A 13,252-nucleotide genomic window follows, 5' to 3' on the forward strand; every position below is an offset into this window, starting at 1 on the left:
GTGGTCGACGATCTCGGGCTCGACGCCGACGAGGGTCCGGACCTGATCCTGGTCGTCGACGACGATCAGGACATCGCCAGCTTCGTCGAGTTCAACCTCCGGGTGGAGGGCTTCGAGGTGCTGCGGGCCCGCGACGGCCAGGAGGCGCTCGACCTGATGGAGACGCACCGTCCGGACCTGGCCGTGGTCGACTGGATGATGCCCCGGATGGACGGCCTCGAGCTGATCCAGCACCTGCGGGCCGACCCGCTCACCTCGGCGGTCCCGGTGATCATGCTGACCGCGAAGAGCATGACCGTGGACAAGGTGATCGGGCTCAAGTCCGGCGCCGACGACTACCTGGTGAAGCCGTTCGACACCGCGGAGCTGGTCGCGCGTGTCTCCACTACGCTGCGCCGCAACAAGGAGTTCCGCGAGGTCTCGCCGCTGACCGGCCTGCCCGGCAACGCCCGGGTGCGCCGCGAGATCGTCGACCGGATCCGGGGCGGCGGGGACTACTCGGTCGGCTACATCGACATCGACAGGTTCAAGAGCGTCAACGACGTGTACGGCTTCGACCGCGGCGACGAGTTCATCACCGCGATGGCCCGGAGCCTGCAGCGGGCGAGCTCCAGCACCGGGAAGCCGTCGATCTTCCTGGGCCACATCGGCGGCGACGACTTCGTCTTCATCTGCCACCCGGAGCAGGTCCTCCCGCTGACCCAGGCGATGGTGACCGACTTCGAGTCGGCCGCGGACCGGCTCTACGACGAGAAGGACGCGCGCCGGGGCTACATCGAGGTGCCGGACCGCCGGGGCAACAAGCAGCGTGCCGCCCTGGTCACCCTCTCCATCGGGGTGGCCCAGGCCACCCGGGACCGTCGGTTCGACGACCCCCGGGTGGTGATCGCGGTCGCCTCCGAGATGAAGAAGGTGGCCAAGTCCCAGCCGGGGTCCTACGTGGCGATCGACCGCCGCAAGGACACCGACTGACCCGGCCGTAGCGCGGCTCGCTCTTCTGGCTGGTGCTCAGGGGTGCCTCGCGGGCTTTGAGGCACCCCTGAGCACCAGCCGGAAACCGCGACGGTCAGCGCTTGCGCGGCGGGGCGTACTCGCCGACGTACTCCTGGCCGGTCAGGGACTGGATCACGCTGAGCAGCTCGTCGGTGAGCACGCGGGCGTCGGCCGGGGACTCGACCTTGACCGGCATCGGCGGCGCGAACGAGAGGCTGATCGGGTGCGGCCGGGCGAACCGGGACCCGCGGGGCCGGATCCGGTCGGTGCCGGTGATGCCGACCGGGACGATCGGGACCCCGGCCTGGGCGGCCAGCCGGACGGCCCCGGTGCGGCCCCGGTAGAGGCGGCCGTCCGGCGAGCGGGTGCCCTCCGGGAAGACCGCGACCAGGCCGCCGCCGCGCAGGATCGGCACGGCTGCGTCGAAGGCGGCCAGCACCGCCCGCCCGCCGGCGCGCTCCACCGGGATGGAGCCCATGCCGTTGACCACCGTGCGGTTGAGCCACCCGCGCAGGCCGGGGGCGGAGAAGTACTCCGCCTTGGCCCAGAAGGTGACGTGCCGCCGCGCGGTGATGCCGATGAAGAGCTGGTCCGCGACGGTGAGATGGTTCGAGCAGAGGATCGCACCGGTGTCGGACGGGATGTTCTCCAGGCCGGTGACGGTGAGCGGCCAGAAGGTGCGCAGGCTCTTGCCGAGGGTGTGGTCGGCGAAGTTGTAGAGCGGCGGGGATGCGGTCACGGCTGCCTTCCGAGGTGGGCGGTGAGCAGGGCGTCGACGAACGGGGCCGGGTCGGTCGCTCCGGTGGCCAGGGTCAGGCTGCCCCAGTTCCAGAGCTGTGCGGTGCCGTGCAGCCCGGCCCAGATCGCCCCCGCGACGACCTGGGGCGAGGGTTCGGGCGAGGCGGCGGCGACCAGCCCGACCAGGAGACGGAAGAGCGGCAGGGCCGCGTCCCGGAGGCCGAGGTAGTCGCTGCGGAGCAGATCGTGCCGGAACATCAGCTCGAACATGCCCCGCTCGGTGGTGGCGAAGCTCAGATACGCCCGGGAGAGTGCCGCGATGCGCTCGCGCGGGGTGTCCGGAGCGGCGTTCAGGGCCCCGGAAATCCTCTCGGACAAGTCGGCGAAGCCGGATCTCGCGATGGCCGAGAGTAACGACAGGTGCGTGGGGAAATGCCGCCGCGGCGCGCCGTGTGAGACACCGGCGCGGCGTGCGATCTCACGGAGTGAGAGGGCGCCCGGACTTTCCGTACGCAGCAATGCGGCGCCTACGCGTACTAGTCGATCGCGTAAGTCGTCGTCAGAGGCCATAGACACTGTCTACCAGGGTCCGTAGACACTGTCTACCACGCGGACGCGGCTCTCGCCCGGGGTATGGCGCGCGTGAGATCGTGCGGAGATGATGGACGTCGAGGCGCTCCGGGAGCTCACGCCGGGCTGCAAGTTCCGGCTCCACCTCAACAACGCGGGTGCGGCCCTGATGTCGCGGCCCACACTGGACGCGATCACGGCGCATCTCCGTGCCGAGGCCGAGATCGGCGGCTACGAGGCCGCCGACGCCGCCCGGGGCCGGGTCGCCGAGGTCTACTCCGGACTCGCCCGGCTGCTCGGCGGCCGCGCCGGGGAGATCGCGCTCTTCGACAACGCCACCCACGCGTGGCAGGCCGCCTTCCATTCGCTCCCGCTGAAGCCGGGCGACCGGATCCTCACCGGGCGCAACGAGTACGGCAGCAACGTCCTCTCCTATCTGCACGCCGTACGCCGCTCCGGTGCCGAGGTCGTGGTGGTCCCCGACGACGAGTACGGCCAGATCGACACGTTCGCGCTGGCCGGCCTGATCGACGAGCGGACCCGGCTGATCGGCCTGACCCACGTGCCGACCGCTGGCGGCCTGGTCAACCCGGCCGCCGAGGTGGGCCGGATCGCGAACGCCGCCGGGGTGCCGTATCTCCTGGACGCCACCCAGTCGGTCGGCCAGTTCCCGGTCGACGTCGGCGAGATCGGCTGCGACTTCCTCTGCGGCACCGGGCGCAAGTTCCTGCGCGGGCCGCGTGGCACCGGCTTCCTCTGGGTACGCGACTCCCTCCTGGAGAGCCTCGACCCGGGTGCCGTGGAGATCGAGTCGGGGGTGTGGGACGGCGGCCGGGGCTTCGACTGGGCGCCCGGCGCCCGGCGGTTCGCCACCTGGGAGCTCAACTACGCGGCCGTGCTGGGTCTCGGCGCCGCCGTCCGGCAGGCCCTGGAACTGGGCATCGACGAGATCGGCAAGCAGACCCTGGAGCTCGGCGACCGGATGCGCGGCGAGCTGGACGACATCCCCGGGGTGACCATTCGCGACCTGGGCCGGGAGCACTGCGCGATCGTCACGGCGACGGTCGACGGGATGCCCGCCGAGCGGGTGGTCGCCCGGCTCGCCGAGTCCGGCGTCAACGTCACGGTCACCACGCCGGCGCACACCCAGTTCGACACCGAGAACCGGGGTCTGCCGCCGCTGGTCCGCTTCTCGCCGCACTACTACAACACCGAGGACGAGCTCCAGCACGCCGCAGCCCTGGTCGCGGCGCTGCGGTCGCTGTGACCAAGGCTTAACACCGGCGTACTGGTAAACGGTTGTGAGATCCCTCGCCCGCGGGGTGGCAAAACGAAGAATCAGTGCAAGACTCGTGGGTAACCCACCACGCGCTGGCGGGACTCGGTGAGATTCCGAACCGGCGGTGATCCGATGCTCGCATCGGTAAGCCCGCGACCCGGACGTCGACCATGACGATCCGGTGGACCTGGTGAGACTCCGGGGCCGACGGTTGAACGGGCGTATGCCCGTTCAGACAGTCCGGATGGGAGACAGCGCGCGGAATCGGACGGGTGTGCCCTCATGGGCGCTGCCCAACCGGGGTGCGCGAAGCGTACCCGTGTGCCCGATTCCTGGCGTTCTCCCACTCTCTCGACGCGCGTGACCAGGCCGCGCGTGAGGGATCACGCGCAGACCGGACCGCCCACGAGCGATCGTGTGCGGCGCAGAAGCGCGTGAGAGGACGAGCCGGAGATGGTGACCGAGGACGAGGCGATGCGCCGCGCGATCGCGCTGGCCGCCCGGGGACTCGGCACGACCAGCCCCAACCCGGTCGTCGGCTGCCTGCTGCTCGACGCCGGGGGCGAGGTGGTCGGCGAGGGCTTCCACGCCTACGCGGGCGGCCCGCACGCCGAGATCGTCGCCCTCGCCCAGGCCGGTGAGCTGGCCCGGGGCGGCACCTGCGTGGTCACCCTGGAGCCCTGCAACCACACCGGGCGCACCGGCCCCTGCTCGGACGCGCTGATCGCCGCCGGGGTCCGCCGCGTGGTGATCGCCGTCGACGACCCGACCCCGGTGGCCGCGGGCGGCGCCGCCCGGCTGCGGGCGGCCGGCATCCCGGTGGAGACCGGGGTACGCCGTCCCGAGGCGGAGCTGGGCAACATCGCCTGGCTGACCGCCGTCCGGCGCGGCCGCCCCTACGTGACCTGGAAGTTCGCCGCGACGCTGGACGGGCGCTCGGCCGCCGTGGACGGCACCAGCCAGTGGATCAGCTCGGCCGAATCCCGCTCCGACGTGCACGTGCTGCGGAGCACGGTGGACGCGATCGTCGCCGGGGTGGGCACCGTGCTCGCCGACGACCCGCAGCTCACCGTCAGGGACCTCCGCGACAACTCGCTGGCGATCACCCAACCGCTTCGCGTCGTGGTCGACTCCTGCGGGCGTACCCCGGAAAGCGCACGCGTGCGAGACGCCGCGGCACCCACCTGGATCGTCACCGCGGACGCGACCGGACCCGGACCGGACGGGCGCGTCGACCTTTCCACCATGCTCACCGAGCTCTTCGCCCGCGGCGTGCGCAACGTGCTGCTGGAGGGCGGTCCCACCCTGGCCGGGGCCTTCCTCGCGGCCGGACTGGTCGATCGGGTGATCGGATACGTCGCGCCGAAGCTGTTGGGCGCGGGCCGCGCCGCCCTGCTGGACGCGGGGGTCGGCACCATCGCCGACGCCCTGGAACTGGACTTCACCGACATCGCGCAGATCGGGGGCGACCTGCGCTTCACCGCCACGCTCCGGTCCAAAGAGCCATCCGACCACCCCACCCGCCACCCTTAAAACGGAATGAAGGGACATATCCCCATGTTCACCGGCATCGTCGAAGAACTCGGTGAGGTCGTCCGCCTGACCGAGGGGGCAGAGGACTCGGCCGTCATCGCGATCAAGGGGCCACTGGTCACCTCGGACGCGCGCGACGGCGACTCGATCTCCGTCAACGGCGTCTGTCTCACCGTGATCGACAACGTCGGCGGGGTCTTCACCGCCGATGTCATGGGTGAGACGCTGCGCCGCTCGTCGCTCGGGAATCTGACGACCGGCAGCAACGTGAACCTGGAGCGGGCCGCCGCGCTCGGCAGCCGTCTCGGCGGCCACCTGGTGCAGGGGCACGTGGACGGGGTGGCGACGGTCGCCGGGCGCGAACCGGCCGACCAGTGGGAGGTGGTGACCTTCACGCTCCCCGCCGAGCTGGCGAAGTACGTGGTCGAGAAGGGCTCGATCACCGTGGACGGGGTGTCGCTGACCGTGATGGCGGTCACCGAGGACACGTTCTCGGTCGGGATGATCCCGGCCACCTCCCAGCACACCGTGCTGGGGAGCAAGGCCGTCGGCGAACCGGTCAACCTCGAGGTCGACGTGATCGCCAAGTACGTGGAGAAGATGCTGGGGAGCCGCAATGTCTGAGAGCATCGAGCGCGCGATCGCCGAGATCAAGGCCGGCCGGCCGGTGATCGTGGTGGACGACGAGGACCGGGAGAACGAGGGCGACCTGATCTTCGCCTCCGAGCTCGCCACGCCGGAGCTGGTCGCGTTCATGGTCCGCTACACGTCGGGCTACATCTGCGTGGCGATCACCGAGGCCGAGGCCGACCGGTTGCACCTGCCGCCGATGGTCGCGACGAACGAGGACAACTTCAAGACGGCGTACACGGTGACCGTGGACGCCCGGGTCGGCGGGACCACCGGCATCTCGGCCGCCGACCGGGCCCGCACCATCGGCCTGCTCGGCGCGGCGTCTACCGAGCCCGGTGACCTCAACCGGCCCGGCCACATCGTGCCGCTGCGGGCCAAGAACGGTGGGGTGCTGCGCCGTCCGGGCCACACCGAGGCCGCGGTCGACCTGGCGGTGCTGGCCGGGTGCAGCCCGTCCGGCACGCTCTGCGAGATGGTCAACGACGACGGCACCATGCAGCGCCGCCCCGACCTGGAGAGGTTCGCGGCCGAGCACGACCTCGTCCTGATCACCATCGCCGACCTGGTGGCGTACCAGCGCGACCGGGACGGCCGGCAGGTCGAGCGGGTGGTGGAGACCAGCATGCCGACCGAGCACGGCGTCTTCACCGCGGTCGGCTACCGCACCGAGGCCGACCAGGGCGAACACGTGGCGCTGGTCTACGGCGAACTGGGCGACGGCGAGGACGTGCTGGTCCGGGTGCACTCGGAGTGCCTGACCGGGGACGTCTTCGGCTCCAAGCGCTGCGACTGCGGACCGCAGCTGGACGCCGCCCTGGAACGGGTGGCCGCGGCCGGGCGCGGGGTGGTGCTCTACATGCGCGGGCACGAGGGGCGCGGGATCGGGCTGCTGCACAAGCTGCAGGCGTACCAGCTGCAGGACCGCGGGTTCGACACCGTCGACGCGAACCTGGAGCTGGGCCTGCCCGCCGACGCGCGGGACTACGGCACCGGCGCGCAGATCCTCTACGACCTCGGGGTGCGCTCGATGCGCCTGCTCACCAACAACCCGGCCAAGCGCGCCGGGCTGGAGGGCTACGGCCTGCGGGTCACCGGCCGCGAGGCGCTGCCGGTCCGGCTGCACCCGGAGAACGTGCACTACCTGCGGACCAAGCGGGACCGGATGGGCCACCTCTTCGAGGCGTTGGGCTGATCGTCGCGGTGATGCGCGGGAAGATGATGAAAAAGGGGGATCTTTATGGCCGGCTTTGGTGATCCGCACATGGAGACGGTCGACGCCGCGGGGCTGCGGCTCGGCATCGTCGGCTCGCGCTGGCACAACGACCTGGTCGACCACATGATCGAGCGGGCCCAGGCGGCCGCCGAGGCGTGCGGGGTCACCGACGTCTACGTCGCCCGGGTGGCCGGCTCGGTGGAGTTGCCGATCGTGGCGCAGGCGCTGACCCGGCGCTGCGACGCGGTGGTGGCGCTCGGCGTCGTGATCAAGGGCGAGACCCAGCACTTCGAGTACGTCTGCGACGCCGTCACGGCCGGCCTGACCCGGGTCTCGCTGGACGAGAAGACCCCGGTCGCGCACGGCGTGCTCACCGTGCAGAGCCTGGGCCAGGCCCGGGACCGCGCCGGTCTGGAGGACTCGATCGAGGACAAGGGATGGCAGAGCACGGTCGCCGTCCTGGACGCCGCGCTCGCCATCCGTGAGATCGAGAAGGGTTAGGCCGCCTAGAGCCGCCCGGCCTCGATGATCCGCGCCAGGAACTGGCGCGTGCGTGCCTCGACGGGGTCGCCCAGCACCTGCTCGGGCGGCCCCTGTTCGAGGACCCGGCCGGCCTCCAGGAAGGCGACCCGGTCGGCGACCTGCTTGGCGAAGCCCATCTCGTGGGTCGCCAGCACCATGGTCATGCCCTCGCCCTTGAGGTCCCGGATCATCGTGAGCACCTCGCCGACCAGCTCCGGGTCGAGCGCCGAGGTGACCTCGTCGAGCAGCAGCACCCGCGGGTTGTTCACCAGCGCGCGCACGATCGCCACCCGCTGCTGCTGGCCCCCGGAGAGCCGGTCCGGGTAACTGCCGGCTTTCGCCGCCAGACCGACCCGCTCCAGCCACTGCATCGCCTGTGCTTGCGCTTCGTCCTTCTTCCTCTTGTGTACGCGGACCGGCGCGAGCGTGATGTTCTCCAGCACGGTCATGTGCGGGAAGAGGTTGTACGACTGGAAGACCAGCCCGATCTTCTGGCGTACCAGATCCGGGTTGATCCTGGGATCGGTGATCTCCTCGCCGTCCAGGTGGATCGTTCCGTCGTCGATCTCGGCGAGCAGGTTCACACAGCGCAGCAGCGTCGACTTGCCCGAGCCGGAGGCGCCGATCAGGGCCACCACCTCGTGCTCGCCGACGTCCAGGCTGAGGTCGTCGAGGACCACGTTGCCGCCGAAGCTCTTGCGGACGTTCCTACAGGAGAGAACCACGTCACGTCCCCGCGTTCTGGCGGCGGGCCGCGCGCAGGGTCACCCAGTCGGTGATCCCGATCAGCGGCAGGGCGAGCAGGACGAAGAGCACCCCGGCGACGATGTACGGGGTGAAGTTGGCGTCCTGGGCGACGCCGATCTGGGCGGCCCGGATCGCGTCGATCGGCCCGGCCAGGGAGATCAGGCCGACGTCCTTCTGCAGGGCCACCGTGTCGTTCAGCAGCGGCGGGGCCACCCGGCGGACGGCCTGGGGCAGCACCACGTGCCGCATCGCCTGGCGGTAACTGAGCCCGAGTGAGCGGGCGGCGGCGATCTGGCTCGGGTGCACCGACTCGATGCCGGCCCGGAACACCTCGGCGAGGTACGCGCCGTACGTGATCACGATCGCCGCGCCGCCCAGCACCAGCACGTCCGGCGTGCCCTGTAGGCGGAGCCCGGGGATGCCGAAGGCGAACAGGTAGATCACGATGATCAGGGGCATGCCGCGCAGGGCGTACGTGTAACCGGTCGCGACGGCCCGTACCGGGAAGAAGACCGGACCTCGCAGGGTGCGCAGGACCGCGACCAGCAGTCCCAGGGCGAGGGCCGCCGTGGCGCAGACGACCAGCAGCTTCAGGTTGAGCCAGAGCCCGTCGAGGATGTCCGGCAGGTACTCGACGGCCTTGTCCCAGGCGAAGAAGGACTGTTTGACGCGGTCCCAGCCCGGTGCACCGGTGATACCGACGGCCAGCAGCGTGCCGAGGACGGCGGTGGAGAGCGCGGCGAGCAGGACCGAGCGGATCGCCTGCCGGCGACGGTAGGCGAACCGCTCCCGCTGCCGCGGACTTGGTGCGTGGGTCACGAGAGTTCGGGTGCTCCGGCTTCGGAGAGCCAGGTCTTCTCCAGCTCCGCGAGGGAGCCGTCCTGGCGCAGACTGTCCACGGCCTGGCTGACACAACCGGTCAGCGACGAGCCCTTGTCCAGCACGATACCGAACTGCTCGGGCACCCCGACCTGCGGAAGCTGACCAACGATGACGCCGTCGTCGAGATCAGCGGCGGTCATGTAGAACGCGGTCGGCAGGTCGACCACGAGGCCGTCGATGGTGCCGTTCTGCAGCGCGGCCTTGGCGTCGTCGTTGCTGTTGAAGACCGACGGCTTCTCGGTGGGCTTGATCACGTCGGTGATCGCGGAGTAGCTGGTGGTGCCGACCTGGGCGCCGAGCTTCGCGCCGGCCAGCTCCGCGAGCGTCTTCGCGTTCGCGATCTTCGAGCCCTTGGTGGTGATCACCGTCTGCCGGACCAGGTAGTACGGCGAGGAGAAGTCGACGGCCTGCTTGCGCTCGTCGGTGATGGAGAACTGGTTGAGGTCGATGTCGTACTTCTTCGCACCCGGGGCGATCGCGTTGTTGAACGTCACCGAGGTCCAGACCACGTTCTCCTTGGAGTAGCCCAGCCGCTCGGCCACCCGGTACGCCACCGCGGACTCGAAGCCCTCGCCGTTCGCCGGCTTGTTGTCCTTGAACCACGGCTCGTACGCCGGGTTGTCGGTGCCGATCGTGAGCTTGCCGGCGGTCAGGGTGCTGAGACTCGCCGGGTCGCACGTGGCGGACGAGGCGGACGGGGAGGCGCTCGAGCTGGTGGTGTCGTCGTCAGCCGGCGCGCAGGCCGTGAGCGTGGCGAGCGCGAGGACGGCGCCGCCGGTGAGGAGGTAGGTGAAACGGGTGGTCATGCCGGGCAGCTTAGAAGACGTCCCAGTGAGTGGGGGCCTTCGTCGTCAGAACGTGATGAGCTGCCAGAATCAACTCCCGTGAAGACGTTCGAAGAACTGTTTGCCGAGTTGCAAAGCAAGGCGGCGGAACGGGCTCCCGGCTCGGGCACCGTCGCGGCGCTCGACAAGGGGGTCCACTTCATCGGCAAGAAGGTCGTCGAGGAGGCGGCCGAGTCGTGGATGGCGGCCGAGCACGAGGGCCCCGAGCGCACCGCTGAGGAGATCTCCCAGCTGTTCTACCAGGCACAATGCCTGATGATCGCCTCCGGTCTGAAGCTCGAGGACGTTTACCGACATCTCTGACGTGCCCTCCCACCCGTCGAACGAGAACGAAGGAGCACGTCGATGCTGCGTATCGCCATTCCGAACAAGGGAACCCTCTCCGCCCCGGCGTCACAGATGTTGCGGGACGCCGGTTACCGGCAGCGGACCGACCCCAAAGATCTGATCTGCCGTGACGAGGCCAACAAGGTCGAGTTCTTCTACCTGCGCCCCAAGGACATCGCGACCTATGTCGGGACGGGTGATCTGGATCTCGGTATCACCGGCCGGGACCTGCTCGCCGACTCCGGCGTCCCGGCGTCCGAACTGCTCGACCTGAACTTCGGCGGCGCCACGTTCCGCTGGGCGGTTCCGGCCGGCACGCTGACCTCGGTGGACCAGATCGGCGGCAAGCGGATCGCCACCGCGTACCCCGGGGTGGTCGGTCGCTACCTGGCCGAGCACGAACTGAAGGCGGACGTGGTCCGGCTGGACGGCGCGGTGGAGAACGCGGTCCGCCTCGGCGTCGCCGACCTGATCGCCGACGTGGTGGAGACCGGTGCCACGCTGCGCCAGGCCGGCCTGGTCACCCTGGGCGAGCCGCTGATGCGCTCCTCGGCCATCCTGATCGGTCGCGAGGTCGAGGCGCCCGCGGGCGCCGCCCAGCTGCTGCGGCGCCTGCACGGCGTGCTGGTCGCGCGCAACTTCGTGATGCTGGCCTATGACGTACGCGCGGACCTGCTCGACCAGGCCACCGGGCTGACCCCCGGCATCGAGTCGCCGACGGTCTCCCCGCTGCACCGCGAGGGCTGGGTCGCCGTCCAGGCGATGGTCCAGCGCTCCGAGGTGCACCGTGTGATGGACGAGCTGTACGACCTCGGTGCCCGTGCCATCCTGGTGACGGACATCGCCAACTGCAGGCTGTGATGACAATGGCTGACGTGATCTACCGCCCCAAGCGGATCCGCTGGGTGGCGGCGCCGATCGCCGCCGGTGTGGCGATCTTCTTCACCGTGCTCAGCTTCGGGCTGCACGGGCAGGCCGGTTTCGAGAACGCGGGACAGGTCGGCTCCGGCAGCTTCCAGCGGGGCGACCAGGCCGCGATGATCGGGCTGGGCATCCTGATCGGGCTGGGCATCCTGACGTTCTGCCGGCCGCGGGTGATCGCCGACGAGGCGGGCGTCCACGTGCGCAACGTGATCGGCGGGTACGACCTGCCCTGGGACGTGGTCCGGGCGGTGCGCTTCGACCGGAACTCGGCCTGGGCGCACCTGGAGCTGGCCAACGACGATCAGGTGCCGATCCACGCGCTCCAGGCGGTCGACAAGGACTACGCGGTCGACGGAGTCCGTACGCTGCGGGCCTTGCATTCGGCCTCCGGTACGGCCTGATAGACTGACCGGGAAGTCGACCACGCCGTGCCTCGAGTACGGCGCGAAAGAGGAGCCCGCCGGCTCCCACCCGAGCTGTTCAGCAGCCGGGTCCGGTCACCTGATCAGGGAATATTTCCTGCTTGGGGCGCGTCCTCCGTATGGACGCCGATGACCGGTCGAGCGGGCCCCGGCATGCGCTGGGGCCTTCTGCTTTCCCGGGCTGTCCCAAGATCTGCGGGACGGTGACCGGGGCCGACCGACATTGGCAGAGTAGGTACGTTCTGAGGAGGCCCCATCAGCGTCGAACCACGCGTGAACGAACAGATCCGGGCTCGTGAGGTCCGCCTGGTCGGTCCGGAGGGTGAGCAGGTCGGCATCGTGCCGCTCGAGCGCGCTCTCCAGCTGGCCGCGGATGTAGACCTGGACCTGGTCGAGGTTGCTCCGATGGCGCGGCCGCCGGTGTGCAAGCTCATGGACTTCGGCAAGTTCAAGTACGAGAGCGCACTCAAGGCCCGCGAAGCTCGGCGCAACCAGCAGCAGACCGTCATCAAGGAGATGAAGCTCCGTCCGAAGATCGACCCGCACGACTACGAGACCAAAAAGGGTCACGTGGTGCGGTTCCTCAAGGCGGGCGACAAGGTCAAGGTGACGATCATGTTCCGCGGCCGTGAGCAGAGCCGCCCCGAGCTGGGCTTCCGGCTTCTCCGCCGGCTCAGCGAGGAGATCTCCGAGCTCGGCTTCGTGGAGGCCAGTCCCAAGCAGGACGGCCGGAACATGATCATGGTGCTGGCCCCCCACCGGGCCACCAAGGCAGCCGCGGTCGCTGCGGTCGCCGCGGGTGCCAAGCCCGCTCGTGAGCCGCGCGAGGGCGACGGCACCGAGGTTCCGTCGGCCGAACCGGCCGAGACCACCGTAGAGTAGTCAGCTTTTCCGTAGCGCTCCCCGGGCGCGAGGAAAGATCAGAAAGAGGCGTTACAAGTGCCGAAGATGAAGAGCCACACCGGCATGGGTAAGCGGGTGAAGGTCACCGGCAAGGGAAAGCTCGTCACCGAGCAGGCCGGTAAGCGTCACCTCCTGGAGCACAAGTCCTCCAAGGTTACCCGCCGGATGACCGGCACTGTCACGGTGGCCAAGGCCGACACCGCGCGAGTGAAGAAGCTTCTGGGCCGCTGACGCGCGCCTGACACGTTCCCCTGTAAGGAGTACTTGAAATGGCACGCGTCAAGCGGGCGGTAAACGCCCAGAAGAAGCGCCGCACCCTGCTCGAGACCGCGAGTGGTTACCGCGGTCAGCGCTCCCGCCTGTACCGCAAGGCCAAGGAGCAGGTGCTGCACTCGATGCAGTACTCGTACCGTGACCGTCGTGACCGCAAGGGCGACTTCCGCCAGCTGTGGATCACGCGTATCAACGCCGCGGCCCGGGCCAACGGCCTGACCTACAACCGCCTCATCCAGGGCCTGAAGCTGGCCGAGGTGGAGGTCGACCGCAAGATCCTGGCCGACCTCGCGGTCAACGACGCCGCCGCCTTCGCGGCGATCGTCGAGATCGCCCGCGCGGCCGTCGCGGCCGAGGGCACCGGCGGCGCCGCCGCTCAGGCTGCCTGAGTTCTCGCGTACGGAACGCCCCCCGAACACTCGGGGGGCGTTTCCTTTGCCCCCGAAAC

17 protein-coding genes, 1 pseudogene and 1 riboswitch are annotated in these 13,252 nt (G+C 69.9%); of the genes and pseudogenes, 12 read left to right on the forward strand and 6 right to left on the reverse strand.

Annotated features, from left to right (window positions below):
- On the forward strand, positions 1-972 hold the full coding sequence (locus tag AB0M08_RS14750) for a response regulator (RefSeq protein WP_364492890.1): 972 nt from the start codon (positions 1-3) through the stop codon (positions 970-972).
- A 94-nt stretch (positions 973-1,066) separates the two neighbouring features.
- Here AB0M08_RS14750 and AB0M08_RS14755 read toward each other — a convergent pair whose 3' ends face one another.
- From AB0M08_RS14755 to AB0M08_RS14765, 3 genes and pseudogenes are all read right to left on the reverse strand, one after another.
- Positions 1,067-1,732 (reverse strand): lysophospholipid acyltransferase family protein, encoded by a 666-nt coding sequence (locus AB0M08_RS14755; RefSeq protein WP_364492682.1) that lies wholly within the window; start codon positions 1,730-1,732, stop codon positions 1,067-1,069.
- Positions 1,729-2,109 carry a TetR-like C-terminal domain-containing protein gene (locus AB0M08_RS14760; RefSeq protein WP_364492892.1) on the reverse strand — a complete coding sequence of 127 codons (381 nt, stop codon included), beginning with the start codon at positions 2,107-2,109 and terminating at the stop codon, positions 1,729-1,731. Before AB0M08_RS14760 ends, AB0M08_RS14755 begins: the two co-directional genes overlap by 4 nt.
- A gap of 36 nt (positions 2,110-2,145) precedes the next feature.
- Positions 2,146-2,301 (reverse strand): annotated as a pseudogene (locus tag AB0M08_RS14765) (TetR family transcriptional regulator); the annotation flags it as partial.
- Between the two features lie 88 nt (positions 2,302-2,389).
- On the opposite strand from AB0M08_RS14765, the gene AB0M08_RS14770 reads away from it, so the two are divergent.
- The 5 genes from AB0M08_RS14770 (at position 2,390) to ribH (ending at position 7,460) form a co-directional block, all read left to right on the forward strand.
- Positions 2,390-3,568, forward strand: coding sequence for an aminotransferase class V-fold PLP-dependent enzyme (locus AB0M08_RS14770; RefSeq protein ID WP_364492684.1), 1,179 nt, complete (start codon positions 2,390-2,392; stop codon positions 3,566-3,568).
- A 99-nt stretch (positions 3,569-3,667) separates the two neighbouring features.
- Positions 3,668-3,840: riboswitch (FMN riboswitch) on the forward strand.
- Positions 3,841-4,033: 193 nt separating this feature from the next.
- Positions 4,034-5,113 carry a bifunctional diaminohydroxyphosphoribosylaminopyrimidine deaminase/5-amino-6-(5-phosphoribosylamino)uracil reductase RibD gene (gene ribD / locus AB0M08_RS14775; RefSeq protein ID WP_364492686.1) on the forward strand — a complete coding sequence of 360 codons (1,080 nt, stop codon included), beginning with the start codon at positions 4,034-4,036 and terminating at the stop codon, positions 5,111-5,113.
- Between the two features lie 24 nt (positions 5,114-5,137).
- Positions 5,138-5,737: a riboflavin synthase gene (locus tag AB0M08_RS14780; RefSeq protein ID WP_364492687.1), complete on the forward strand. Its 600-nt coding sequence runs from the start codon at positions 5,138-5,140 to the stop codon at positions 5,735-5,737.
- Complete coding sequence (locus AB0M08_RS14785) at positions 5,730-6,938, forward strand: bifunctional 3,4-dihydroxy-2-butanone-4-phosphate synthase/GTP cyclohydrolase II (RefSeq protein ID WP_364492689.1); 1,209 nt, start codon at positions 5,730-5,732, stop codon at positions 6,936-6,938. The genes AB0M08_RS14780 and AB0M08_RS14785 overlap by 8 nt, the downstream gene beginning before the upstream one ends.
- Before the next feature lie 45 nt (positions 6,939-6,983).
- Complete coding sequence (gene ribH / locus AB0M08_RS14790) at positions 6,984-7,460, forward strand: 6,7-dimethyl-8-ribityllumazine synthase (protein ID WP_364492691.1); 477 nt, start codon at positions 6,984-6,986, stop codon at positions 7,458-7,460.
- 5 nt (positions 7,461-7,465) lie between these two features.
- On the opposite strand, the gene AB0M08_RS14795 is transcribed toward ribH, so the two are convergent.
- Genes AB0M08_RS14795 through AB0M08_RS14805 form a run of 3 tightly spaced genes read right to left on the reverse strand, consistent with a single transcriptional unit; the run spans position 7,466 to position 9,916 of the window.
- A complete protein-coding gene (locus AB0M08_RS14795) occupies positions 7,466-8,206 on the reverse strand; it encodes an amino acid ABC transporter ATP-binding protein (protein ID WP_364492693.1) in 741 nt (246 codons plus the stop codon).
- A gap of 1 nt (position 8,207) precedes the next feature.
- A complete protein-coding gene (locus AB0M08_RS14800) occupies positions 8,208-9,047 on the reverse strand; it encodes an amino acid ABC transporter permease (RefSeq protein ID WP_364492695.1) in 840 nt (279 codons plus the stop codon).
- Positions 9,044-9,916 (reverse strand): ABC transporter substrate-binding protein, encoded by an 873-nt coding sequence (locus AB0M08_RS14805; RefSeq protein WP_364492697.1) that lies wholly within the window; start codon positions 9,914-9,916, stop codon positions 9,044-9,046. The genes AB0M08_RS14800 and AB0M08_RS14805 overlap by 4 nt, the downstream gene beginning before the upstream one ends.
- A gap of 78 nt (positions 9,917-9,994) precedes the next feature.
- Here AB0M08_RS14805 and AB0M08_RS14810 point away from each other — a divergent pair, with 78 nt between their 5' ends.
- The 6 genes from AB0M08_RS14810 (at position 9,995) to rplT (ending at position 13,193) form a co-directional block, all read left to right on the forward strand.
- Complete coding sequence (locus tag AB0M08_RS14810; RefSeq protein WP_364492699.1) at positions 9,995-10,258, forward strand: phosphoribosyl-ATP diphosphatase; 264 nt, start codon at positions 9,995-9,997, stop codon at positions 10,256-10,258.
- A gap of 42 nt (positions 10,259-10,300) precedes the next feature.
- The gene (gene hisG / locus AB0M08_RS14815) at positions 10,301-11,143 is read left to right on the forward strand and encodes an ATP phosphoribosyltransferase (RefSeq protein WP_364492701.1); all 843 of its coding nucleotides are present in this window, start codon (positions 10,301-10,303) and stop codon (positions 11,141-11,143) included.
- A gap of 5 nt (positions 11,144-11,148) precedes the next feature.
- Positions 11,149-11,607 carry a PH domain-containing protein gene (locus AB0M08_RS14820; RefSeq protein WP_364492703.1) on the forward strand — a complete coding sequence of 153 codons (459 nt, stop codon included), beginning with the start codon at positions 11,149-11,151 and terminating at the stop codon, positions 11,605-11,607.
- A 294-nt stretch (positions 11,608-11,901) separates the two neighbouring features.
- Positions 11,902-12,510 (forward strand): translation initiation factor IF-3, encoded by a 609-nt coding sequence (gene infC, locus AB0M08_RS14825; RefSeq protein ID WP_364492705.1) that lies wholly within the window; start codon positions 11,902-11,904, stop codon positions 12,508-12,510.
- A gap of 57 nt (positions 12,511-12,567) precedes the next feature.
- A complete protein-coding gene (gene rpmI, locus AB0M08_RS14830) occupies positions 12,568-12,762 on the forward strand; it encodes a 50S ribosomal protein L35 (RefSeq protein ID WP_364492707.1) in 195 nt (64 codons plus the stop codon).
- 38 nt (positions 12,763-12,800) lie between these two features.
- A complete protein-coding gene (gene rplT / locus AB0M08_RS14835; protein WP_122980136.1) occupies positions 12,801-13,193 on the forward strand; it encodes a 50S ribosomal protein L20 in 393 nt (130 codons plus the stop codon).
- The last annotated feature ends 59 nt before the right edge of the window (positions 13,194-13,252 follow it).

The organism is Actinoplanes sp. NPDC051851 (assembly GCF_040681165.1).
Lineage (GTDB): Bacteria > Actinomycetota > Actinomycetes > Mycobacteriales > Micromonosporaceae > Actinoplanes.